This window comes from Phenylobacterium sp., assembly GCF_035569475.1.
Lineage (GTDB): Bacteria > Pseudomonadota > Alphaproteobacteria > Caulobacterales > Caulobacteraceae > Phenylobacterium.
Genome location: NZ_DATMNA010000038.1, coordinates 124,037 through 145,957 on the forward strand (window position 1 = coordinate 124,037; position 21,921 = coordinate 145,957).

Sequence of the window (21,921 nt, forward strand, 5' to 3'; positions counted from 1 at the left end):
GCTCCCTTCGTCGCGGGTCTCAAAGCGCCTCTAGGCGATCGTCGTGAAGACGCCCTCGCCCTTCAGCACCTTCAGGAGATTGCCCCGTTCGCGGATCGAGAAGACCACGATCGGGATGTGATTGTCGCGCATCAGGCTGACAGCCGAGGTGTCCATGACGCGCAGGTCCTTCGACAGGACCTCCTTGTAGGTCAGGGTTTCGTAGCGCTTGGCGTCCGCGTCCTTCTTGGGATCGGCGGTATAGACGCCGTCGACGCTGGTCCCCTTCAGCAGGGCGTCGCAGCCCATCTCGGCCGCGCGCAGCGCCGCCGGCGTGTCCGTGGTGAAGAACGGGGCGCCCAGGCCGGCGGCGAAGATCACCACGCGCCCTTTTTCCAGGTGCCGCAGCGCGCGGCGGCGAATGTAGGGCTCGCAGACCGTCTCCATCGGGATCGCCGACTGGACGCGGGTGTAGACGCCGATCTTCTCCAGGCTGGCCTGCAGGGCGAGCGCGTTCATCACGGTGGCCAGCATGCCCACATAGTCGGCGCTGGCCCGTTCCATGCCGCTCTCGGCGAGCGCCGCGCCGCGGAAGATGTTGCCGCCGCCCACCACCATGCAGATCTGGACGCCGGCCTGGACCACCTGGGCGATGTCTTCGCAGACCGCCTGCAGGGTCTTGGGATCGATGCCGAAGCCTTCGCCGCCGACGCCCGCTTCTCCCGAGAGTTTCAGGAGGATGCGTTTGTAGCGCGGCTGGCCGTCCGGCATGGGCGAGGTCCCGATCCTGTAATCACAAGCGCAACATACACTGAGGGCGCGGCGCGTCGAACGCACCGCGCCCTCTATTCTTGAGTCGGCGGAGAGCTTAGCCCTGGCCGGACATGGCCGCCACTTCCGAAGCGAAGTCAGGGCCTTCGGCCTTTTCCACGCCCTCGCCCAGGGCGAAGCGGACGAAGCCCTTCAGCGCGACGGGCGCGCCGACGGTCTTGGCGGTCTCGGCCACGAGCTGCTCGATGGTCTGATCCGGATTCATGACGAAGGGCTGCTTCAGGAGCACGACCTCTTCCTGCCACTTGCGGATGCGGCCTTCGATCATCTTCTCGACCACGCCGATCGGCTTGCCGCTTTCCAGCGCCTGCTCGGTCAGGAACTTCTTTTCCTTCTCGACGGCGGCGGGATCCAGGTCGTCGGTCGAGAGCGCCAGCGGCGGCATCGGCGTGCCGGCGACGTGCATGGCGATCTTGCGGCCGACATCCTTCAGCGCGGCCTGGTCGCCGGCGCTTTCCAGGGCCACGATCACGCCCAGGCGGCCGACGCCGTCGCCCTGCGCGTTGTGCAGGTAAAGCGACACCGCGCCCTGGCTCACCGTCAGGCGGGCGGAACGGCGCAGGCGCATGTTCTCGCCGATCGTGGCGATCATGTGCGTGACCATGTCCGCGACGGTCTGGCCGCCGGGGGTCTTGGCCGCGGAGATGGCCTCGACGCCTTCCACGGTGAGGGCGACCTCGGCAATGTCGCGCGCCGCGGCCTGGAAGGTGTCGTTCTTGCCGACGAAATCGGTCTCGGCGTTGAGTTCGATCAGCGCGCCGGTCTTGCCGTCAGCGCTCACCTTGCCGGCCACCAGGCCTTCGGCGGCGGCGCGGCCCGACTTCTTCTCGGCCTTCGACAGGCCCTTCTTCCGCAGCAGTTCCATGGCGGCCTCCATGTCGCCGCCGGTTTCCTGCAGGGCGTTCTTGCAATCCATCATGCCAACGCCGGACTTTTCGCGCAGGTCCTTGACCAGCGCAGCGGTGATCTCCGCCATGGTCAGCTCCTTCAAAAGCTATAGGGGTCGGGCGGAGACCTCACGGACTCCGCCCCCAAAAGGGACTTGTAGTCGGCCAGTGAGACGCTTTGGCGCGTCTCAGCCGGCCTGTTCTTCGCTCGTGGCTTCGGCCGCCGGAGCTTCCGCCTCGGCGGCGGGGGTATCGGCGGCCGGCGCTTCAGCCGCCGGCGCGTCGGCGACCGGTTCGGCGACGGCTTCCGGAGCCGCCTCGACGGCGGCTTCGGCCACGGGGGCGGCGGCGGGCGCTTCAGCCTTGGCCTTCTTCGGCTTGGCTTCGGCCGGCGCGTCCGAGCGGGCCAGGGCCGGCTCCATCGGCGACTCCGAGGCGCCCAGGTCGACGCCCGCGGCCGACTGGCCGGCGGCCAGGCCGTCGAGGATCGAATCGGCCATCAGGTCGCAATAGAGCTGGATGGCGCGCGCGGCGTCGTCGTTGCCGGGGATCGGGAAGGTGATGCCGTCCGGGTTGCAGTTCGTATCCAGGATCGCGATCACCGGGATGTTGAGCTTGCGCGCCTCCTGGATGGCGATGGCTTCCTTGTTGGTGTCGATCACGAACATCAGGTCGGGGATGCCGCCCATGTCCTTGATGCCGCCCAGGGAGAGCTCCAGCTTGTCGTGCTCGCGGCTGAGCTGCAGCAGCTCCTTCTTGGTGCGGCCGGTTTCGGTCTGCAGCACGCCTTCCAGTTCGCGCAGGCGCGCGATGGAGCCGGAGACGGTGCGCCAGTTGGTGAGCGTGCCGCCCAGCCAGCGGTGATTCACATAGTACTGCGCGCAGCGGCGCGCGGCCGTGGCGATCGGCTCGGAGGCCTGGCGCTTGGTGCCGACGAACAGGATCCGGCCGCCGGACGCGGCGACTTCGCGCACCTTCACCAGGGCCTGGTGGAGCAGCGGGATCGACTGCGACAGGTCGATGATGTGGATGTTGGAGCGGCTGCCGAAGATGTAGCGCTCCATCTTCGGGTTCCAGCGATGGGTCTGGTGGCCGAAGTGGGCGCCGGCTTCGAGCAATTGGCGCATAGAGAAATCGGGCAGTGCCATGGGTATAAAGTCCTTCTTCCGGTTGACCGCCGCAGGCAAGCCTCCCGCCGACGGATGTCTTGGGGAGGACCGGAATGGAAGCGGGCGGGATGTCTCCCCGCCGCGTCGCCAAACACCTGCGTGTGGATTTGGAGCCGCGGACTTAAGGGCTTGGGCAGGAAAAATCAACCGTTTGCGCGGCATGAGGCGCAAGGCGGCTTGAAGCTTCGCCTTGGCGTTGTAGGATTTCAGTCAGCAATCTGGGGGAAACGGATGAAACAGTTCCTGGTCCTGGCCGCGGGCCTCAGCCTGGCCGCCGGCGTCGCGCACGCCCAACTTCCGGGCCTGCCGGCGCTGCCGGGCCTGGCGGGTGCGCCGAACGGCGCGGCGGCCCCGAAAGCGCCGCGCCCCGCCGCTTCGGCGCCCACCTCTTCGGCGTCGGTCTACTCGGGGTACAATCCCGGTCAGCCGCCGAAGGTCTATGGCACGTTGAACAGCCAGGAGCCCACGGACGGCCCCTTCTCGCCCGCAGGCGAGGCGAAGCGTGCACGTCAGCAGGCACGGGCCGAGCAGGCTCGGCAAAACGGCATGTTCTCCCCCGAGGCCGGCGCCAAGCGCGACCGCGCCAATGCCCGGCGTGACGCCGCGCTCGATCCGTTCGGGCCGCACTAGGGCGCATCAGGGTGAAGCGGAAGCAGGTTCACCCGTCCGACGCGCTCTGGACTCTTGAAGATTGACCATTTGCCTATCCGGTTCAGGCGTTTCCACCCGAACCGGTCAGGGTCTAACCGCTAGAGGTCTTCCACGAAGATCACGCCCGGCGCGGTCTTGATCGCGCCGCGCACCGCGCCGTCGAGGGCGAAGCGGCCGGGCAGTTTCAGCTCGACCTCACGGCCCGCGCCGACGCCGGCCACCAGCACGATTTCGCCGCCGCGCGGATTGGTGACGCCTTCGAGGCGCTTCTTCAGGGCCTCGATCTCGGCGCTGCGCGGCGCGAGGTGCACCCGCAGGCCCGCGACCACGTTCTCCACCGCCTTGGCGACGGGCTCCGCGGAATCGCCGAAGAAACGCACCTCCCCGTCCTTGGCCCGGGCGCGCACGGTGATCGAGACCGCCGCCCCCGGCTCCAGCAGGTCGCGGCAGCGCCGCCAGCTCTCGGGCGGGAACAGCACCTCATATTCGCCGGTGGGATCGGACAGGGTGACGAAGGCGAACTTCTCGCCGGAGCCCTGGGCGGCGCGCTCCTGGCGGCGGCGCACCACGCCGGCCATGCGCAAGGCCTCCGCGCCTGCCTCGGCCTTGGCGATGGCGTCGGTGAGCAGGTCGGTGCGGCGGCGGCGCAGGGCCTCGACGAGGTCGTCCAGGGGGTGGCCTGACAGGTAGAAGCCGACCGCCGACAATTCCTCGTCCAACCGATCGACCGGCGTCCAGGGGTCGGTCTTCGGCAGGCGCGGGCGATGCGCGCCCGACGGGTCGTCGCCGAACAGGCTGCGCTTTCCCTCCGCCCGGTCGGCGGCGAGCGCCTGGCCGTGGCCAACCAGGACCTCGGCGGCCGCCACCAGTTGGGCGCGGTTGGCGTTCAGGCTGTCGAAGGCGCCGGCGCGGGCCAGGGTCTCGAAGGTGCGGCGGTTGACCTGCTTGGGATCGACCCGCTCCACGAAGTCGAAGACGTCGCGGAAGGGGCCATGCTCGCGCCGCTCGGCGACCACGTGCTCCATGGCCTGCAGCCCGACATTGCGGATCGCGCCCAGCGCATAGAGCACCTCGCCGGCCTCGACCTCGAAGTCGGCGCCCGAGAGGTTCACGTCGGGGCTCTTGATCTTCACGCCGCTGCGCTTGGCGTCCTGGTAGAAGACCGACAGCTTGTCGGTGTTGGCCAGGTCCAGGCTCATGGAGCCCGCGTAGAACTCCACCGGCGCGTTCGCCTTCAGCCAGGCCGTCTGGTAGGCGATCAGCGCATAGGGCGCGGCGTGCGACTTGTTGAAGCCGTAGCCGGAGAACTTCTCCATCAGGCCGAACAGCAGGTCGGCGAGGCTCCCGTCGACTCCACGCTCGGCGGCGCCGGACATGAAGCGCGCCCGCTGCTTGTCCATTTCCTCCTTCTTCTTCTTGCCCATGGCGCGGCGCAGGAGATCGGCCTCACCGAAGGAGTATCCGGCCAGGATCTGGGCGATCTGCATCACCTGTTCCTGGTAGACGATCACCCCGTAGGTCGGGCTGAGCACGTCGGTCAGCAGCGGATGCAGGACGTCGAGCGGCTTTCGCCCCATCTTGGTGTCGACGTAGGCGGGGATCGAATCCATCGGCCCCGGGCGATAGAGGGAGATCAGCGCGGTGACCTCTTCCAGCGACTGCGGGCGGAGCTGGCGAAGCGTGTCGCGCATCCCCTGCCCTTCCATCTGGAACACACCCACCGTCGCGCCAGAGGCCATCACCTCGTAGGCGCCCGCGTCGTCCAGCGGCAGGGTCTCGAGCGCGAAGCCCGCGCCGCGCCGCTCCAGGTGCTTCATGGCCTTGTTGACCACGGTGAGCGTCTTCAGGCCCAGGAAGTCGAACTTCACCAGGCCGGCGCTTTCCACCCATTTCATGTTGAACTGGGTGGCGGGCAGCTCGGAACGCGGGTCGCGGTAGAGCGGCGCGAGCTGGGTCAACGGCCGGTCGGAGATCACGATGCCGGCGGCGTGGGTCGAGGCGTTGCGGTAGAGGCCCTCAAGCTGCAGGGCGATGTCCAGCAGGCGGGCCACCGCCTCGTCCTCGTCGCGGGCCTGTTGCAGGCGCGGCTCGATCTCGATGGCCTTGGCGAGCGTCACCGGGTTGGCGGGGTTGGCCGGCACCATCTTGGCCAGCCGATCCACCTGGCCCAGCGGAAGCTGCAAGACCCGCCCCACGTCGCGCAGCACCGCGCGCGCCTGCAGGGTGCCGAAGGTGATGATCTGGGCGACCCGGTCGCGGCCATAGCGCGCTTGCACGTAGGCGATCACCTCGTCGCGGCGCTCCTGGCAGAAGTCGATGTCGAAGTCGGGCATCGACACCCGCTCGGGGTTCAGGAAGCGCTCGAAGATCAGGCCGTACTTCAGCGGGTCGAGGCCGGTGATCATCAGCGACCAGGCCACCAGCGAACCCGCGCCGGAGCCCCGGCCGGGCCCCACCGGCACGTCGTGGGCCACGGCCCACTTCATGAAGTCCGAAACGATCAGGAAGTAGCCGGCGAAGCCCATCGAGGTGATCACCCCGATCTCCTTCTCCAGGCGCTCCTCATAGACCTCCAGCGGATGCGCCGGGCCGTTGATCTTCAGCCGCGCCTTCAAGCCCTCGCGGGCCTGGTGCGCCAGTTCGTCGTTCTCGGAGCGGCCGCCCTCGGTCGGGAAGCGCGGCAGGATCGGGTCCCGCTTGGGCACGGCGAAGGCGCAGCGCCGGGCGATGTCCAGGGTGTTGTCGCAGGCCTCCGGGAGGTCGGCGAACAGGGCGCGCATGTCGGCGGCCGACTTGAACCAGTGCTCGCCGCTGACGCGGCGGCGCTCGTCCTGGCCGATGAAGGCGCCGTCGGCGATGCACAGGAGGGCGTCATGGGCCAGGTGCATGCCCGGCGTCTTGAAGTAGACGTCGTTGGTGGCCACGAGCGGCGCATCGGCCTCATAGGCGAAGGCCACCAGGTCCGGCTCCGCGGCGGCCTCGCCGGCCAGCTCATGCCGCTGCAGCTCGACGTAGAAGCGGTCGGCGAAAACCCGATGCATCTCCGCCAGGACCGCGCGGCCTTCCTTGGCCTTGCCGGCGGTGAACAGCGGGTCGGCCGGGCCGTCCGGGCCGCCGGAGAGCAGGATCAGCCCCTCAGCGTGGGCGCAGACTTTCTCCCAGGCCACGTGCGGCTCGTCGGTGGGATCGATGTCCAGGAAGGCGGCCGAGGACAGCTCGCTGAGGTTGGCGTAGCCCTGCTCGTTCTGGGCCAGCAGCACGACGGTCGGCGTCTTGGCCCAGCGGTCCGTGGGCGCCTCGCCGATCCCGGTCACCGGCAGCGCGCAGCCGATGATCGGCTGGACGCCCGTGTCCTTGGTGGTGACCGAAAACTCCAGCGCCCCGAACAGATTGGCCCGGTCCGTGAGCGCCACCGCCGGCATCCCGGCCTCCGCCGCCAGGGCGCCGATCTTGTCGGCCTTGATGGCGCCTTCCAGCAGCGAATAGGCGGAGCGGACGCGCAGATGGACGAAGCCCCCGGTCGTGTCGTTCGGGACCCCGCCGCTCACGCTTGCCGCCTCTCCCATCCGCATGGCGGTCAGCCCATGTGAGCCGCCACAGCGCACATCATCCAGACAAAGCTGGCCACCGACACAAAGGCCAGTGATTCTCGGGCCAGACGAACCATCGCTCGCATCCTTCTGTGGGCGGGCTTGTGGACAAGCCGATCGCGTTCCGTTTTCGTTCTTATTCTCCTTTTGTTCCCGAGGTCAAGGCCCAATGACACGCCGATTGCAATCCGGCGGCGCGTTCCCAGATAGGCCGGTGCATGCCATGGTGACGCCCGAGGGCGATGGACTTGAAGGTCTTCTGCGATGCGTTGGATTGTTCTGGGTTTCTGCCTGAGCACGGTCATCGGCGGCGCGGCCGCGGCCGGCGAGGCGCCGGGTCAGAAGCCGGGCCAGCAACCGGTCACCGCCGAACTCATCAGGCTGCACGACGACCTGCGGCTGAGCGATGACCAGGAGGGCGCCTGGCGCGCCTACACCCTCGCCATCGCGCCGAGCCCGGACGCCATGGCCCGCCACCGCGCGACCAGCGAACTGCTGCCGCTGGTGCCGACGCCGCGGCGGCTCGCGCTGATCGAGGCGACCATGCTGCAGGACAGCCTCGACTTCAAACGCCAGAGCGTGGCGGTGAACGCCTTCTACGCCAAGCTGACGGCGGACCAGCAGAAGGTGTTCGACCGCGACACCCTGGCCTCGGGAGCGGACGCCGGCGGCGACCGGACCCCGCAGGGACGCCCCTGATCAGGCGCCGCAGGGAACCCAGTTGTAGACCTGCTTGACCGTGTCCCAGGACCAGGAGCCGCAAGCCGCGGGGGGCGGCGCGACCTGGCTGGGCGGCGGAGCCGGGTAGGCCTCGGCCGCGGGATAGGCCGGCGCCGGATAGTAGTATCCCCCGGGCGGCGGATAGGGGGCGTAGTAGCCGTAGTACGGCGCGTCATAGAACCAGGGGTCGTAGGCGGTCAGGCCGAGCGCCAGGCCTAGCCCGAATCCCGCGCCGTAGAACGGATAGCCGTAGCCCCGGTAGAAACCGCCGTGCGGATGGTCGAAGTGGCCGCCATAGCCCGGGCGCCAGCCGCCTCCGTGGTAGCCGCCGCCGAACCCGCCATGGCCGCCCGCCGAAGGCGCTCCGGGCGAACCCCCGCCGCCATGGCTCCAACCGCCGTGGGACTGCGCCGCCGCCGGCAAGGCCGCGGCCAGCAAGGACGCGCCTGCCAGCGCGCCAACGATCGTCTTCAACTCAAGACCTCCCAAAGAGGCCGAGGCCTTTTCGAGGCCTGCGGTAAGCGTCCCGACAGCCAAGATAGGCCTTCAAGCGTGAGCGGAAAAGACCCCGCCTTACAAAGACTTCCGCGACCGATTGCTTACGGCGTTACGCCGCCTGGCCGCCCGTCATGGCGCGCCCCGCCTGGGGCCGGTCAGCTCTCGATCAGGCTGCGGATCTTGGCGCCCAGGTTGGCCATGCCGAACGGCTTGGTGATCACCTCCATGCCGGGGTCCAGGTGGCCGTTGCCCACGACCGCGTTCTCCGCATAGCCGGTGATGAACAGCACCTTCAGGTCGGCGCGGGTCAGGCGGGCGGCGTCGGCCACCTGCCGGCCGTTCAGGCCCCCGGGCAGGCCGACGTCGGTGATCAGCAGGTCGATGCGGGCGTCGGACTGCAGAACCTTCAGGCCGGTCGCGCCGTCGACCGCCTGGATCGCGGCGTAGCCATTCTCCTCCAGGACCTCCACGATCAGCATCCGCACCGTGGGCTCGTCGTCGATCACCAGCACCGTTTCGCCTGAGCCCGGCTGGATGGCCACGGGCGCGAGTTCGTCCTCGACCGCTTCGGCGTCGCCGGCGAAGCGCGGCAGGTAGAGGCACATGGTCGTCCCCTTCCCGACCTCCGAATAGACCCGGACCTGGCCGCCGGACTGACGCACGAAGCCGTAGGTCATGGACAGGCCGAGACCTGTGCCCTGCCCCAGCGGCTTGGTGGTGAAGAACGGGTCGAAGATGCGCAAGATGACATCCTGCGGGATGCCGGCGCCGGTGTCGGTCACGGAAAGCGAGACATACTGCCCGGGCGAAAGCTCGCGCGCCTTGGCGGCCCGGGCGTCGAGCCACTTGTTGGCGGTCTCGATCGTCAGCCTCCCGCCCTGCGGCTCCATGGCGTCGCGCCCGTTGAGGCACAGGTTGAGGAGCGCGTTTTCCAGTTGCGAACGGTCGATCCGCGTCAGCCACAGGCCGCCGGAGCCGACCACCTCGACCTCGACCGTTGGGCCGACGGTCCGGCGGATCAGGTCCTCCATGCCGGCGATGAGGCGGTTCAGGTCGGTGGGGCGCGGATCGAGCGTCTGGCGGCGCGAGAACGCCAGCAGCCGCTGCGTCAGGGCCGCCGCGCGCCGGGCGCTCGACTGGGCCGCGGCCACATAGCGTTCGACGTCGCCGATGCGGCCCTCGCCCAGCCGCTTGTCGACCATCTCCAGGCTTCCGCTGATGCCGGCGAGGAGGTTGTTGAAGTCGTGCGCCAGCCCGCCCGTGAGCTGGCCCACCGCCTCCATCTTCTGCGACTGGCGAAGAGCGTCCTGGGCGGCGGCCAGTTCGGCCTCGGCCGTCTTCTCCTCGGTGATGTCGCGGCCGGTGCAATAGACCATGCCGTCTTCCGGCACCCCGACCCAGGAGATCCACCGATAGCCGCCGTCCTTGCAGCGGTAGCGGTTGGGAAACCGGATGGCCGGTTGGCCGATCTGGGTGAGGGCGAAGCCCTCGCGCGTCCTTTCAAGATCGTCGGGATGCAGCAGCTCCCAGATGGACATGGAGGCCACCTCCTCCTCGGACCAGCCGAGCATCGACTTCCAGGCCGGGTTCGACGTCTCGAAATAGCCGGTCGAATTGAGCGCGCCCATCAGGTCGGGACTGACCTGCCAGGTGCGCCCCCGCGCCTGGGTGCGCTCGATCACCTTGCGCTCCAGCTCGGCGTTCATTTCGCGCAGGCGGGCCTCGCTGGCGCTGGCGGCGGCGGCGGCGCGATGGACCTCGGTGACCTCGTAGCCGCCGATGAAGATGCCGCTGACCTGGCCCACGTCGTCGCGGATCGGCTCGAAGACGAAGTCGATGTACTGGACCTCGGCGCTCCCCTGCAGTCGTAATTCCATGCCTCGGGCGACCACGCGCTCGCCGGTCGCGTAGACCTGGTCCAGAAGCTCGTAGAAGCCCTGGCCCTCCAGCTCGGGAAGCGCCTCCCGGACCGTGCGGCCGACGAAGTCGCTGCGCCCGGCGATCGCGATGTAGGCGTCGTTGACGTATTCGTAGACGTGCTGCGGGCCGGTCAGGACCCCGACGAAGCCAGGCATCTGAGTGAACAGTTGCCGTTGCCGCGCCTGCTCCGCGGCCGCGCGCCGGTCGGCCAGGACGCGGTCGGTCGTCTCCACGACGATGGCGATGACGCCGCCCGGCCGGCCGCTCTCGTCGATGACCGGCGAATAGTCGAGGTTCATCCAGACCTGCTCGGCCCGGCCCGACCGGTAGAGGGTGAGCTCCTGATCCCGATAGGCCAGCGTGCCGCCCGCCAGCCCGACGCTCATGACGTTGTCGTTGAAGTCGGTGACCTCCGGCCACCCCTCGCGGACCTTGGCGCCGAGGAGCCCCGGGTGCCGTCTCGCGGCGAACACCGAATAGGCGTCGTTGTAGATCATGATCCCGTCGGGCCCCCAGAGGAGCACGATGGGGACCTGCGAGTGCAGGACGATGCCGACCGTGGTCTTCAGGCTCTCGGGCCAGGCCGCCAAGGGACCGAGCGATGCGGACCAGTCGTGGCCGGCGATCAGCCGGCCGAGCTCGCCGCCGCCCTCCAGGAACCCGGCCGGCTCCGCCACGTCCAAGGTGATGCTGCCCGCCAACCCAGAGATCCCTCCACGCGCCCAGGAAGACGGCGCGCCCCGGAACCCTAATTCCGGTGGGTCATCCGGGTTCCCGGCGCCAGGCCCGGCTATGGCGCCGCCTGCGGCTCGAGATGCCCGTCCTTGAGGGCGAAGACGCGGTCCATGTGCCGGGCCAGTTCCAGGTTGTGGGTGGCGACCACGGCGGCGACGCCGGTCCGGCGGGCCAGGTTGTAGAGGTTCTCGAACACCGCCGTGGAGGTGTGCGGATCGAGGTTGCCGGTGGGCTCGTCGGCCAGCAGGAGGCGCGGCGAATTGGCGAGCGCCCGGGCGACGGCGACCCGCTGCTGCTCGCCGCCGGACATCTGGGCCGGCTGGTGCCCGACGCGGCCGGTCAGGCCCAGTTCGCCGAGCAGCTCGGCGGCGCGGGCCTGGGCCTTGGCCCGCGGGACCCCGGCGATCATCAGCGGCAGGGCCACGTTGTCGAGGGCCGTGAACTCCGGCAGCAGGTGGTGGAACTGGTAGACGAAGCCGATGGTCGCCAGTCGCACCCGCGTGCGGTCGCGGTCCGGCAGGTCGGAGCAGTCGCGGCCCTCGATGGTGATCCGCCCGGCGTTGGGGTGCTCCAGCAGGCCCGCGGCGTGCAGCAGCGACGACTTGCCCGACCCCGACGGCCCGATCAGTCCCACGATCTCCCCGGGCATGACGTCGAGGTCCGCGCCGCGCAGGACCGTCAGCGTCCCCGCCCCGGTCACATAGGACCGCTCCAGGCCGCGGATCGACAGGACCGGCTCACTCATAGCGAAGCGCCTCCACCGGATCGAGGCGCGAGGCGCGCCAGGCCGGCGGCAGGGTCCAGACCATGGACATGACCAGCGAGAAGGCCACGATGACCGCGACCTCGACCCAGTCGACCTTGGCCGGGAGGCGAGACAGGAAATAGACGTCCGAGGCGAACACCTGCTGGCCCGTGGCCCATTCCACGAAGCTCTGGATCGGGTCGATGTAGACCGAGATCAGCACGCCGAGCGCCAGGCCGGCCAGGGTGCCCGCGGCTCCGATCGCCGCCCCGGCCATGAAGAAGATCCGCATGATCGAGCCCTGCCCCGCCCCGATGGTGCGCAGGATCGCGATGTCGCGCCCCTTGTTCTTCACCAGCATGACCAGGCCCGAGATGATGTTCATGGCGGCGATCACCACCAGCATCATCAGGATCAGGCGCATGACGTTGCGCTCGACCTTCAGGGCGCCCCAGTAGGAAGCGTCGCGCTGCGTCCAGTCCGCCACCAGCGCCGTGGGGCCGGCCGCGCGGCCGATCGCGGCCTTGAGCGCCGGCGCCTTGTCGGGGTCGGCGACGCGGATCTCGATGGCGTCGACCGTACCTTCGCGCCCGAAGAACAGTTGCGCCTGTTCGAGCGGCATGAAGATGTAGGCTTGGTCGTACTGGCTCATGCCGGCGGTGAAGGTCGCGCCGACCACATAGGCCTTCTGCAGGGGCGTGCCGCCGAAGGCCGTGGCGCCGCCCGAGGGCGAGATGAGCGTGATGTTGTCGCCGGGCCTGACGCCAAGCTGGTCGGCCAGGCGGGCGCCCACCACCACCATGTCGCCGCCGTAGGGACCCTGGCCGAAGCCCTTGATGTCGCCGCTCGTGAGGTTGCCCGCGACGATCCGCGTGGCCGCGAGGTCCTTTGGCGACAGGCCGCGCACCATGGCGCCGGTGACCTGGCTGGGCCCGAGCGCGATGGCCTGGGCGTCGATCACCGGGAAGGCCTGGGTGACGCCGGGCACCTTGGCGATCTTCTCGACCGCGGCGTCGCGCATCCGGGCGTTGTCCAGCAGGCCGCCGGTGACGAAGACGTGGCCGTTGAAGCCCAGGATCTTGCCCAGGAGCTCGGCGCGGAAGCCGTTCATCACCGACATGACGATGATCAGGATCGCCACCGCCAGGGTGACGCCGGTGAAGGAGATGATCGAGATCAGGGCGACGCCGCCCTCGCTGCGCTTGGCGCGCAGATAGCGCCCGGCCAGCATCCGCTCCCACAGGCCGAAGGGGGCCGCCCGTGTCGAGGCGAGTTCACTCATCGGAAAACCTCACCCGCTTGCGGGGGAGGTGTCAGCGGAGCTGACGGAGGGGGCGTTGGGGCCCTGCGCCAGCAGCGCCCCCTCCACCACTTCGTGGTCCCCCTCGCCCGTTGAAACGGGGGAGGTTTTGGGCGCAAAGCCTCGGTTCACCCTGAGATCACCTTCAGAGCCTGATCCAGCGGCAGGGTCTGGCGCTCGCCGGTGGCGCGGCGCTTGATCTCGACGACGCCGTCGGCCACGCCCTTGGGCCCGACGATGAGCTGCCAGGGGATGCCCACCAGGTCGATGGAGGCGAACTTGGCGCCCGGCCGGTCGTCGCGGTCGTCCAGCAGCGGCTCCTTGCCGAGCTCGGTGAGCGCCTTGTAGGCCTGCTCGGCCACCGCATCGACCTCCGCCGCGCCGGGGCGCAGGTTGACCACGGCCACGCCGAAGGGGGCCACGGCGTCCGGCCAGATGATCCCGGCCTCGTCGTGGCTGGCCTCGATGATCCCGGCGACCAGGCGCGAGACGCCCACGCCGTAGGAGCCGCCGTGGATCGGGGCGTCCTTGCCGTCGGGGCCGGTGACCAGGGCCTTCATCGGCTTCGAGTACTTCTCCCCGAAGTAGAAAATGTGGCCGACCTCGATGCCGCGCGCGGTCATCCGCTTGTCGGCCGGGACCTCGACCTCGAAGCGCGCCGGGTCGTGCATCTCATCGCTCGCCGCGTAGAGGCGCGCGCGCTGGGCGACCAGCGGCTCCAGGTCGCCGTCCCAGTCGATGTCGGGGCCGGGCGCGCCCATCTCCACCAGATCGCCGTGCGCGAAGACCTCGCTCTCCCCGGTGTCGGCCAGGATGATGAACTCGTGGGAGAGGTCGCCGCCGATCGGGCCGGGATCGGCCTTCACCGGGATCGCCTTGAGGCCCAGCCGCGCATAGATGTTCAGATAGGCCAGGAACATGCGGTTGTAGGATTTGCGCGCCGCCGCCTCGTCGATGTCGAAGCTGTAGGCATCCTTCATCAGGAATTCGCGGCCGCGCATGACCCCGAAGCGGGGCCGCCGCTCATCGCGGAACTTCCACTGGATGTTGTAAAGATTCTTCGGCAAGTCCTTGTAGGACTTCACATACGCCCGGAAAATCTCGGTGATCACCTCCTCTGCGGTCGGCCCATAGAGCAGGTCGCGGTCGTGGCGGTCCTTGATGCGCAGCATCTCGTCGCCGTAGTCGTCGTAGCGGCCGCTCTCGCGCCACAGGTCGGCGAGTTGCAGGGTCGGCAACAGGACTTCGATCGCCCCGGCCCGGTCCATCTCCTCGCGGACGATCTGCTCGATCTTCTTCAGCACCTTCAGGCCCAGCGGCAGCCAGGCGTAGATGCCGGCGGCCTCCTGGCGGATCATGCCGGCGCGCAGCATGAGCTGGTGGGAGACGATCTGGGCGTCGGCGGGCGCGTCGCGCAGCGTGGGCATGAAGTAGCGCGACAGGCGCATGATCGAGAAACTTTCCAACAGAACCGCAGGCGGAGGGCTCTGATAGCCTTCGCCCGAGGGCGTTGGCAAACCCGTTCAGCTATGCGGGCCGGGCAGGCGCGACAGGTCGATCAGCTTGAAGTGGATCACCAGCCACAGGATGGCGAAGACGATCGCCGAGACCCAGGTCGTGGTGATGAACTTGCGCTTCAACTTGGGGTCCACCGGCGCGCCGGGGTCCGAGCCGTCGTTGGGCAGGCCCGCGTCGGCGCGGCTCTGCACGCCGATCGGCAGGATGGCGAAGAGCACGGTCCACCAGATGGTCAGGTAGACGGCGACGAGGGTGATCGGGCCGCCCATCAGTGCGCGTCCTTCGGGGTTTGCATCAGTTCCACAAGGACGCCCCCCATGTCCTTGGGGTGCACGAAGATCACCGGAACGCCGTGGGCGCCGATGCGCGGTGTCCCGCCGTTCAGCACCGTCGCACCCTTGGCGGCCATGTCGTCGCGGGCGGCGATGATGTCGGGAACCTCGAAACAGACGTGATGCTGGCCGCCCTTGGGGTTCTTGGCCAGGAAGGCGGTGATCGGAGAGCTGTCGTCGATCGGCTCGATCAGCTCGATCTGGCTATTGGGCAGGTTGACGAAACAGACCCAGACGCCCTGCTCCGGCATGGAGAAGGCCTCGGAGAAGTCGGTGGCGCCCAGCATCTCGCGGTACATCTTCACCGAGGCTTCGATGGACGGCGTGGCGACGCCCACGTGGTTCAATTTGCCGATCATCCGGGGGGTATAGCCGGGTGCGCCCTACCCCTCCAGTGCTGGTTACTGCACCGACAGCGCGGCGTTGTCGTTGCCGGTGCGCGCCGACTTGGCCAGGTGCGGGGCGACGTGGGCCGGCTCGAAGACCGCGCCGGCGGCCATCAGGGCGGCGATCCGCTCGGGGCTGACCCCAAACTCGGCCAGCAGCGCGTTGGAGTGCTCGCCCAGGTCCGGCGTCGGATGCTGAAAGCCCGCCGGCGTGCGGGAGAAGTCGGCATAGCTGCGCACGCCGACGATGTCGCCCAGGCGCGGGTGGCGCCATCGCTCCAGGGTCCCGTTCTCCCAGAGCCAGGCGCTCTCCAGCGGCTCCGCCGCACGCAGAGCCGGTGCGGCCGCCACCCCGGCGGCCAGCAGGTCCTGGACGGCCTCGTCGCGCGCGCGGTGAGCGAGCGCGGCGGCGATGGCCCCGGCGAGCGCGCCGGCGCGCGGCGCGGCCAGGGGATCGGGGCCCAATTCGACCCCCAACACCTGGCCCAGCGCCTCGGCGGCCTCTCTCGTCTCGCAGGCGAGCGCCAGCCAGCCGTCGTCGCAGGCGTAGAACCGATGCAGCGCCCGCGGCCCCAGGTAGTCGCGGCCGCCGAGGTCGTTGGGCGCACGGCCTTCGTAGGCCACCACCTCGGCCAGTTGGAAGGTCAGGCTCTGGGCCATCAGGCTGGTGAGGATTTCCTGGCCCTCGCCGGTGCGTTCGCGCGCGTTGAGGGCGGCGACCACGGCCATGGAGACGACGGCGGCTGTGGCTACGTCATTGACCGGGATGGTGTGCAGGATCGGCTCGTCGTCTCCGCCTTGCGCGGCTTGCATCCCGCCCTCGGCCTGCAACAGGGGATCGAACCCCGGCAGGGTCGCGCGCGGGCCCTGGTCGCCATAGGCGTTGATCGAGCAGGAAATGATCCGCGGATTGACGCCCCTGAGCGTCGCATAGTCGATGCCCAGACGCGCGCGGACCCCGAAGCGGTAGTTGTCCAGCACCACGTCAGCCTGGCGGACCAGGTCGTAGAACAGCTCCCTCGCGGCCGGCTGCTTGAGGTCCAGGCCCAGGCCGCGCTTGCCGCGGTTGTAGGCCATGAAGCCGCCCCCATCGCTGCGGAACGGATCTCCCTCCGCCGGCTCGATCTTGATGACGTCGGCGCCGAGGTTGGCCAGCACGCCGCCGGCGTGGGCGCCGGCGATCACCGTGCCCAGGTCCAGCACCCGCACGCCCTCCAGCGGCGAGGCGGCCTCGCCCTCGCCGTTCGGCCGCGGCGGCGGGCGAGGCGTCCAGGCGGGCGCCGTGGCGATGGGCCGCGCCAGGCCGCGGATGCTGCCGGGCGTCCCACACAGGCGGGCCGGCGGCGCGGGGATCGCCACCTCGCCCAGCGTCGGGTGCGCGAAGACCTGGCGCAGGCCGCCCTGCGCCACCGCCTCTCCGGCGAACCAGGCCTCGCGGGACCCCACCGGGGCGCAGGGAACGCCGTGGCCCTGCAGGACCTGTAGCCACTCGCCGCGCGGCCGGCTGGCGAAGACGGCCTCGAGCACGTCGCGGGCGCGGAGCGGATCGACCGCCAGCTCTTCCCAGCGATCGGCGATGCCGATGGCCTCGAAAGCCTTCAGGTAGAAGTTGGCGAACAGCGTCCCCAGGAAGAACCACTGGCCGTCGCCGCACCGGTAGAGGCGATAGCTGGGCGAGGCGCCCAGCGGCTGGCCGCGCGGCAACGGCGGCGCCTCCAGCACCCGCACCGGTCCGGACACCTCGGACAGCGCGTTCAGGCCGCTGACCACGACCGCCTGACCCTTGCCGCTGCGGCCGCGCTCCAGCAGGGCCGCGCCGATCGCCGAGGCGCCCAGCACGCCCTGGCCGTACCAGATCACCGGCATGACCAGATGCACCGGCTGGTCGCCATAGGCGCCTTGGCGGAAGGCCACTCCGGACAGGGCGGTGAGCAGGCTGTGGCAGGGCGGAAGGCGGCTCCACTCGCCGCGCACGCCATAGGGCGGCATCCAGGCGTGGACCAGGCCCGGGTGCGCCGCCGTCAGGCTGGCGGCGTCCAGCCCCAGCGCCTCAAGATGGCCCGGCGGATCGCTGAACAAGGCGACGTCGGCCCCGGCGATCAACTCGCGCGCGGCGGCGAGCCCCCGCGGCGTCGCAAGGTCCAGGGTCAGGACCTGCTTGTTGCGGTTGAAGGCGTGGTAGCCGGGATGGTCCCTGCCCCGTTCGCCGCCCGGCGGCTCGACCTTGACCACCTCGGCCTCGAAGTCGCCCAGCAGCATGGCCGCCATCGGACCGGCGACGCCCTGGCTGAAATCGGCGATGCGGACGCCGCGATAGGCGGACAACTGGCGGCCTCCCTGACCGTTTCAAGCGGCGCGGTTCCCGCGTCTCGCCTCGGGCCATGAAAGCCGCCCGCGCGGCCCTCTGCAAGCGCCTCCGACTACCGGCCCTTGCGCACGAAATCGGCGATCAGTTCGGCGACCTCCTTCGGATGCTCGAGCTGCATCAGATGGCCGGCGTCTTCCACCACGATCCGGCGCGACCCCGGGATCAGCGCCTGGGCGGCGCCCGACGCGGCCTGGTTGTCGGCGATGTCGTGGTCGCCGGTCATGATCAGCGTCGGGACGTTCAGGCCCGGCATGCGCGGCAGGTCCGAGGACCAGCCCTTGATCGGGTCGTGCGTCTGGTGGCGCAGGTCCTGCGGGCTGGCCTTGATGAGCGCCGCGATCTTCGCCCGCGCCGCGTCATGGCCGGGCGCCATGATCCAGGTCTCCTTCGACGCGTTGGCGATCACCGCGTCGAAGTTCCCGATGATCATCGGCAGCATGACGTGCGTGATGTGGTCGCGGAAGTTCTTGGTCGGCTGGAAGCCGTTGATCGCCGCGCCGGAAATGATCAGGCGGTCCACCTGCTCGGGATGCAGGATGGCGTAGGAGACCGCCAACCCGCCGCCGAAGGAGAACCCGGCGAGGCTCGCGTGATCCATCTTCGCCGCCGCCATCACCGCCGCCAGGTCTTCCTGCGGCGAATAGGGCGCCTTGGCGGCCGGCGACTTGCCGTAGCCGCGGCGGTCATAGCGCACGACCCGGAAATCCCGGCAGAGGATCGGCCACATGTCGTCGAAGCTGGCGGAGTTGATCACCCCGTCATGGATCAGGACGACGGCCTGTGGGCCTGCGCCGCAGGTCTCGTAGTAGAGCTGGCCGCCGTCCACATCGACCATGGCCGCGCGCGCGACGGAGGCGCTCAGGGCCAAGGCGCAGGCAAGCGCCGTCATTCGCCTGATCATCGGTCGTTCTCCTTCGTTCCGTCGTCAGGGTGGTCAGCTTGCCTGTCGGAGCGCTTCGGCGCCCTCGTCAGGCACGAATTCCAACAGGTCGCCCGGCTGGCACTCCAGCACCCGGCAGATGGCCTCCAGGGTGGAGAACCGCAGGCCCTTCACCTTGCCGGACTTGAGCAGGGAGAGGTTGGCCTCGGTGATGCCGATGGCGCGGGCGAGCACGTTGGAGCGCACCTTGCGCCGGGCCATCATCACGTCGAGGCGGATCACGATGGCCATCAGACGAACCCCTCGCGGTCCTGCTCGATTTCGTGGCCCGCCTGCATGACTAGCGCGATGACGAACACCACGGCGCCCAGCACCAGTTCCTGCAGCGCGGCCATATGGGCCCACAGCTTGTCGATCTCGTAGCCCGTGGCGCTGAGCGCCAGATGGCAAAGGAACGGCGCTGCGGCGTCGGCGATCAGGCAGACGCCCATGGCCTGGATCAGCCTTGCCGTGCGGTCGCTGAACACCTGGCCCTGGCCGTACAGCCGGAACAGCGAGCGCAAGGCGCCGAAGAGGCAGATCGTGGGGATGGCCCGGACGATCACGTCGACCGCATAGACCAGCCTCTGGTCGAGGCTCCACCTGTAGAAGGGCGTGAAGTCCGGCGGCAGCGGGGCCGTCGTGACGATCCCGCCGCGCGGTCCGACCGCGATCATCGTTCCTTGGTAGAAGAAGAGGATCCAGAGGCTGAAGATCGCGAGCCCGATGAAGGCCGCGAACAGGCCCGCGAACAACAGCTCGAACCCGCGGCTGGCGGTGCGGATCTTGCGGAAGCTGGGCGTGGCCGCCGGACGCGGCGGGGCGATATCGACGACAGACGCCATTGCGGTCTCCCTCGAAGGATGACCGCAGCGTCTCGCGTTAATTTATTTCTGTCAAACGATAATCAAAGCCTCAACACCGTCGTCTCCACCACGGGACGGCGGCCCCAGATGCGCTGGCTGGCCTTCTTGATGGTCCGCGAGATGGCGGCTTCCACGTCCTCGTCGACATCGCGCTGGGCGCCCTTCAGGCGCGCGATCGCCTGTTCGGCTTCGTCGGCCAGGTCGTCGAGGATATCGTCCAGCGAATAGCCCGGCTCCGACGGCAGGCCGAGCGCGCGGACCTGCGGGCCCGAGGCGATGCGACTGTTGCCGTCCAGGACGACGGAGACCGCCAGCATGCCGTTGGAGGCCGCGTGGCGGCGTTCGCGGAGCGCATCGCCGTTCTCCGCCGTCACCATGCCACCGTCGACATAGAGCCGGCCGGCCGGAACCTCGTCGACGATGGCCGCGCGGCCGGGCGCCAGGCGCACCATGTCGCCGTTGCGCGGCGTCACCTGCTGCGGGACCTGCAGATCGCGGGCGAAGGCGGCGTGCTCCAGCAGGTGGCGGCGCTCGCCGTGGGTGGGGACCGAGATCTCCGGCCGGGCCCAGCGGTACATCTCCGCCAGTTCGTCGCGGCAGGGGTGGCCGCTCACGTGGATGCCGGGATGGTCGCGCTCAGTGTAGAGCCGCACCCCGCGGTCGGCCAGGCGGTCCTGCAGGTTGCGGATCGGGATCTCGTTGCCCGGGATCACGCGGCTGGAGAAGATGCAGGCGTCGCCCGCGCCCAGGCTGACGTGCGGGTGGGTGCCGTCGGCGATCCGCGACAGGGCCGCACGGCCCTCCCCCTGGCTGCCAGTGCAGAGGAACAGCACCTTGTCCGGCGGGAACTTCTTGGCGTCGCTATCGTCGAGGAACGGCTGCAGGCCCTGCATCAGGCCGACCGACTTCGCCGCCGCCGACATCCGGTGCATCGAGCGCCCGGCCAGGCAGACGCGTCGCCCGTTGGCCTCGGCGGCGCGGGCGATCGAGTCCATCCGCGCCACGTTGGAGGCGAAGCAGGCCACCGCGACCTTGCCCTTGAGCGTGCCGATCAGCGGGATGAGGGTGTCGCGGACTTCGGCCTCCGAGCCGGCGTGGCCGTCCACGAAGACGTTGGTCGAGTCGCAGACCATGGCCAGCACGCCTTCGTCGCCGAGGCGGCGGATGGCGTCCTGGTCGGTGACGGCGCCCAGCAGCGGGTCCGGGTCGATCTTCCAGTCGCCGGTGTGCAGGATGGTCCCCAGCGGCGTGCGGATGGCCAGGCCGTTGGGCTCGGGGATCGAGTGGGTGAGCGTGATCAGCTCCAGCTCGAACGGGCCCAGCGATATCTTGCCGCCCAACGGCACGATGGTGATCTCGGCCTCGTCCAGCAGGCCCGCTTCCCGCAGCTTCTCGCGCAGGATGAAGGCCGTGAAGGGCGTGGCGAAGATCGGGGCCTTGAACCGGGGCCAGAGCCAGGCGACCGCGCCGATATGGTCCTCGTGGGCATGGGTCAGCACGATGCCCAGCAGGCGGTCGGCGTTCTCCTCCATGAAGGTCGGGTCCGGCAGGATCACCTCGACGCCCGGCGTGGTCTGGTCGCCGAAGGTTATCCCCAGGTCGACCACGATCCACTTGCGGTCGTGCGGCGGCCCGAAGCCGTAGAGATTGAAGTTCATCCCGATCTCGTTCGACCCGCCCAGCGGCAGGAAGACGAGCTCGTCGTCTTTGGAGGATTTTGCCATTTACGCCTTCGCCGTGTTCCGGCGGTAGATCTCGAGCATGCCGCGGATCGTCAGATCCGGGTCGAAGTGGTCGATAGCCGCTGTCGCGCCATGGAAAAGCGAGGCGACGCCGCCGGTTCCGACGACGGTCATGGGCTTGCCCCACTCCGTCTTGATCCGCGCCACCAGCCCCTCGATCAGGGCGATATAGCCCCAATAGACCCCCGACTGCATGGCGGCCACCGTATCCTTGCCGATGGCGGTGTTGCCCTTGGGGCGCTGGATGGCCACGCGGGGCAATTTGGCCGCCGCCTGGTGCAGGGCTTCCATGGACAGGTTGATCCCCGGCGCGATGGCGCAGCCTTCCATGCCGCCGTCCGTGGCGATCACGTCGAAGGTGGTGGCGGTGCCGCTGTCGATGACGATCAGGTCGCCGGGATAGACCATGTGGGCGCCGATGGCGTTGACCAGGCGGTCGGCGCCGGCCTCGGAGGGCTTTTCGATCCGCACCTCGATGCCGAGGTCGACGTTCTCGCCGATCACCAGGGGCTCCACCTTCAGGTAGCGCCGCGCCAGGTTACGCAGGTTGAAGATCGACTGCGGCACGACGCTGGAGACGATGCAGCCGTCGAAGACGCCGAGCTGCAGCCCGGCCATGGCCAGGAGCTGGGACAGCCAGACGGCGTATTCGTCGGCGGTGCGGGTGGAGTGGGTCGCCGAGCGCCACTGGGCGATCCACTGCTTGCCGTCGTGGACCGCGAACAGCGTGTTGGTGTTGCCTTGCTCGATGGCCAGCAGCATGGC

Annotated in this window: 19 protein-coding genes and 1 pseudogene; 2 read left to right on the forward strand and 18 right to left on the reverse strand. The window is 69.3% G+C overall.

Features of this window, described 5'->3' with window-relative positions:
* Nucleotides 1-30 precede the first annotated feature (30 nt).
* The 3 genes and pseudogenes from pyrH to rpsB form a co-directional block, all read right to left on the reverse strand.
* Nucleotides 31-750: a UMP kinase gene (pyrH, locus tag VNW53_RS06210; protein WP_325554295.1), complete on the reverse strand. Its 720-nt coding sequence runs from the start codon at nt 748-750 to the stop codon at nt 31-33.
* Nucleotides 751-847: 97 nt separating this feature from the next.
* Nucleotides 848-1,786, reverse strand: coding sequence for a translation elongation factor Ts (gene tsf, locus VNW53_RS06215; protein WP_325554296.1), 939 nt, complete (start codon nt 1,784-1,786; stop codon nt 848-850).
* A 270-nt stretch (nt 1,787-2,056) separates the two neighbouring features.
* Nucleotides 2,057-2,845 (reverse strand): annotated as a pseudogene (gene rpsB / locus VNW53_RS06220) (30S ribosomal protein S2); the annotation flags it as partial.
* 252 nt (nt 2,846-3,097) lie between these two features.
* Here rpsB and VNW53_RS06225 point away from each other — a divergent pair.
* Nucleotides 3,098-3,496, forward strand: coding sequence for a hypothetical protein (locus VNW53_RS06225; protein WP_325554297.1), 399 nt, complete (start codon nt 3,098-3,100; stop codon nt 3,494-3,496).
* Nucleotides 3,497-3,615: 119 nt separating this feature from the next.
* Here the strand turns inward: VNW53_RS06225 and dnaE are convergent, their stop codons facing one another.
* Together dnaE and sidA are read right to left on the reverse strand one after the other, a co-directional pair.
* The gene (dnaE, locus tag VNW53_RS06230) at nt 3,616-7,065 is read right to left on the reverse strand and encodes a DNA polymerase III subunit alpha (RefSeq protein ID WP_325554299.1); all 3,450 of its coding nucleotides are present in this window, start codon (nt 7,063-7,065) and stop codon (nt 3,616-3,618) included.
* A 29-nt stretch (nt 7,066-7,094) separates the two neighbouring features.
* A complete protein-coding gene (sidA, locus tag VNW53_RS06235) occupies nt 7,095-7,412 on the reverse strand; it encodes a cell division inhibitor SidA (protein ID WP_325554301.1) in 318 nt (105 codons plus the stop codon).
* Here sidA and VNW53_RS06240 point away from each other — a divergent pair.
* Nucleotides 7,372-7,806 carry a Spy/CpxP family protein refolding chaperone gene (locus VNW53_RS06240; protein ID WP_325554302.1) on the forward strand — a complete coding sequence of 145 codons (435 nt, stop codon included), beginning with the start codon at nt 7,372-7,374 and terminating at the stop codon, nt 7,804-7,806. The two genes, sidA and VNW53_RS06240, sit on opposite strands and share 41 nt — an antisense overlap.
* Here the strand turns inward: VNW53_RS06240 and VNW53_RS06245 are convergent, their stop codons facing one another.
* The 13 genes from VNW53_RS06245 to VNW53_RS06305 form a co-directional block, all read right to left on the reverse strand.
* Nucleotides 7,807-8,301 (reverse strand): hypothetical protein, encoded by a 495-nt coding sequence (locus VNW53_RS06245; RefSeq protein ID WP_325554303.1) that lies wholly within the window; start codon nt 8,299-8,301, stop codon nt 7,807-7,809.
* Between the two features lie 179 nt (nt 8,302-8,480).
* Nucleotides 8,481-10,946, reverse strand: a complete 2,466-nt coding sequence (locus tag VNW53_RS06250; RefSeq protein ID WP_325554304.1) for a PAS domain-containing protein — start codon at nt 10,944-10,946, stop codon at nt 8,481-8,483.
* An 89-nt stretch (nt 10,947-11,035) separates the two neighbouring features.
* A complete protein-coding gene (locus tag VNW53_RS06255; protein ID WP_325554305.1) occupies nt 11,036-11,725 on the reverse strand; it encodes an ABC transporter ATP-binding protein in 690 nt (229 codons plus the stop codon).
* A complete protein-coding gene (locus VNW53_RS06260) occupies nt 11,718-13,007 on the reverse strand; it encodes a lipoprotein-releasing ABC transporter permease subunit (protein ID WP_325554306.1) in 1,290 nt (429 codons plus the stop codon). Before VNW53_RS06260 ends, VNW53_RS06255 begins: the two co-directional genes overlap by 8 nt.
* Before the next feature lie 146 nt (nt 13,008-13,153).
* Nucleotides 13,154-14,473, reverse strand: coding sequence for a proline--tRNA ligase (gene proS, locus VNW53_RS06265; protein WP_325554307.1), 1,320 nt, complete (start codon nt 14,471-14,473; stop codon nt 13,154-13,156).
* A gap of 75 nt (nt 14,474-14,548) precedes the next feature.
* Nucleotides 14,549-14,812 carry a DUF1467 family protein gene (locus VNW53_RS06270; RefSeq protein ID WP_325554308.1) on the reverse strand — a complete coding sequence of 88 codons (264 nt, stop codon included), beginning with the start codon at nt 14,810-14,812 and terminating at the stop codon, nt 14,549-14,551.
* A complete protein-coding gene (gene mce, locus VNW53_RS06275) occupies nt 14,812-15,234 on the reverse strand; it encodes a methylmalonyl-CoA epimerase (RefSeq protein ID WP_325554309.1) in 423 nt (140 codons plus the stop codon). Before mce ends, VNW53_RS06270 begins: the two co-directional genes overlap by 1 nt.
* Before the next feature lie 42 nt (nt 15,235-15,276).
* Nucleotides 15,277-17,586: a CoA transferase gene (locus VNW53_RS06280; RefSeq protein WP_325554311.1), complete on the reverse strand. Its 2,310-nt coding sequence runs from the start codon at nt 17,584-17,586 to the stop codon at nt 15,277-15,279.
* A gap of 95 nt (nt 17,587-17,681) precedes the next feature.
* Nucleotides 17,682-18,530: an alpha/beta fold hydrolase gene (locus VNW53_RS06285; RefSeq protein WP_325554312.1), complete on the reverse strand. Its 849-nt coding sequence runs from the start codon at nt 18,528-18,530 to the stop codon at nt 17,682-17,684.
* Between the two features lie 33 nt (nt 18,531-18,563).
* The gene (locus VNW53_RS06290) at nt 18,564-18,800 is read right to left on the reverse strand and encodes a helix-turn-helix transcriptional regulator (RefSeq protein ID WP_325554313.1); all 237 of its coding nucleotides are present in this window, start codon (nt 18,798-18,800) and stop codon (nt 18,564-18,566) included.
* Nucleotides 18,800-19,393 carry a DUF2975 domain-containing protein gene (locus VNW53_RS06295; protein ID WP_325554314.1) on the reverse strand — a complete coding sequence of 198 codons (594 nt, stop codon included), beginning with the start codon at nt 19,391-19,393 and terminating at the stop codon, nt 18,800-18,802. The genes VNW53_RS06290 and VNW53_RS06295 overlap by 1 nt, the downstream gene beginning before the upstream one ends.
* A 62-nt stretch (nt 19,394-19,455) precedes the next feature.
* The gene (locus VNW53_RS06300; protein ID WP_325554316.1) at nt 19,456-21,138 is read right to left on the reverse strand and encodes a ribonuclease J; all 1,683 of its coding nucleotides are present in this window, start codon (nt 21,136-21,138) and stop codon (nt 19,456-19,458) included.
* Nucleotides 21,139-21,918 (reverse strand): type III pantothenate kinase, encoded by a 780-nt coding sequence (locus tag VNW53_RS06305; RefSeq protein WP_325554318.1) that lies wholly within the window; start codon nt 21,916-21,918, stop codon nt 21,139-21,141.
* Nucleotides 21,919-21,921 lie beyond the last annotated feature (3 nt).